Annotated in this window: 1 protein-coding gene and 2 pseudogenes; all 3 read right to left on the reverse strand. The window is 50.0% G+C overall.

Features of this window, described 5'->3' with window-relative positions:
• Positions 1 to 401 (reverse strand): annotated as a pseudogene (locus AEQ67_RS34515) (type IV secretion protein Rhs); the annotation flags it as partial.
• 127 nt (positions 402 to 528) lie between these two features.
• The gene (locus tag AEQ67_RS31525) at positions 529 to 999 is read right to left on the reverse strand and encodes a hypothetical protein (protein WP_059407650.1); all 471 of its coding nucleotides are present in this window, start codon (positions 997 to 999) and stop codon (positions 529 to 531) included.
• Positions 993 to 1,685, reverse strand: a pseudogene (locus AEQ67_RS31530) (RHS repeat domain-containing protein); the annotation flags it as partial. The gene AEQ67_RS31525 and the pseudogene AEQ67_RS31530, both read right to left, overlap by 7 nt.
• Positions 1,686 to 1,699: the final 14 nt, after the last annotated feature.

The raw sequence follows: 1,699 nt of genomic DNA on the forward strand, positions 1-1,699 counted from the left end.
TACAGGTGGTTCAGGTGCTGGCCGGTGGGCAGGGTCAGCGTGGTCAGGTTGCTCAGCGGATCGTAGTCGTAAGACAAGGCGCCTTGCGGCGTGGTCTCTTTGATCAGACGGCCCAGCAGGTCGTAGGTGAAGTCGAGTTTCTCTTCGCTGACGCCGAGTTTTTTGCCGTGGGCGGTGGGCAAGCGTTCGATGGACAGCAAGCGATCGCCGTCGTCATAGGTGTAATCCTGACGGGCATCGGCATTGAGCTTGGCCAACAGTCGGCCGATGGTGTCGCGTTCAAATTCGGTGTGGCGCTGTGGCCGTTCGGCGCGCTCGCCGTAGCCGATTTCGTCAACCCGCGTCAGGTGCCCGCCGAGGTTGTAGCTGAATCGACGGGTCAGGTTGTCGATGCGTTTTTCAGCAGCCTACCAGTCCAAATTTTAAAAGAGCACCATCCTACAATCCGCACCATGTCTAACCTCGTAAAGCCAGACATCACTCCTACCAATAACAACCTGCCATGACTTGAAGCACCAACTTATGATTTTAGCTAATAAAAGTACGTACTTGCTTCGCGTAAGCGCCAGCCTTTGGAATTCTAGAGGCTTTTAGAAAATCCAAGAGACATTGATTTCCTTTCTCAGCAAGTAAAAACTCCACAATATTTATAAGCAAAAAACCCTGAGAGTAGACGCCTTCAGATTCTTCACCTGTATTGTCATCTTCTTCAGGCTGCTCTCCTGATGGGTATTCCTGCTCACACGGGGCATTATCCGTAGCAATAAATTTTTTAATTGAATATGACTTTATCTCCGTTGCCCTAGATGCTACAGCAAACAACAGTTCTGATTCGTTGAGTTTAGATAACTCTATAACCTCGCCATCAAATTCGATCAACATCCCGTCATAACTTGGTTCAACAGGCATTTTCAACGAGACACTCAAATCATCCAAGACTCGTTGATACTCGCCTGAGCAAACTATTTTTTTCGCAATTTCTGCTCCGCGACTTACCATTGTCCTACTCCTCTTACTACTTCCATTAATTTTGACCCTGTGTGTCTGAAGGAATCCACCGCTTCATGCTCCCAAGGGGTTAAAGCAAGCAAATTCGAAGATCCGTGAACGCCATCACCGCCTATTCGCTGGGGAATTTGATCGTGATGAAGCTCCATTGAAAAATCTTTAGTTTCTATTTTCCCTGTCTTTCGGTTCCAAATCTTGGCAGTTATTTTAGGAGCCTTCCCTTCCGCCATATTTGCCAGATTGGCTGGTGAGTACACTTGGCTGGGTGCTTTTGCTTCAGCTTTCCAATACTTCTTCCTCGCGGTACTCCAGCACTCCCACCCCCATGGGTCAACCCAACTTGTGGGATTAGGTACATAGCGATAGAGATTATCCCCCCCATCCAATCCAATCGGATCCTGCGTAACAAACCGCCCCACCTCCGGATCGTAATACCGAAACGTGTTGTAGTGCAGCCCCGTCTCGTCGTCAAAATACTGCCCCTGAAACCGCAGATTCTGTTCGACCTCGTTCACTTCAAGCTTTTCTACCGAGCCCCACGCCTTGTATGTCGCCTGCCAGACAATCTGCCCTTCCCGGTCAGTCATCTCCAGCGGCGTACCAATCTGATCGGTGTGAAAGTAGTAGAGCTTCTGCTCCCCGCCCTCGGCCTGATCCATCCGCGCCAACGGCGCATAACAAGGCCGCTAGT

Source organism: Pseudomonas sp. RIT-PI-q, assembly GCF_001297125.1.
Classification (GTDB): domain Bacteria; phylum Pseudomonadota; class Gammaproteobacteria; order Pseudomonadales; family Pseudomonadaceae; genus Aquipseudomonas.

Excerpts from the sequence above, each read along its gene's own strand:
- AEQ67_RS31525 (WP_059407650.1), bottom strand. The coding sequence starts at position 999 with ATGGTAAGTCGCGGAGCAGAAATTGCGAAAAAAATAGTTTGCTCAGGC.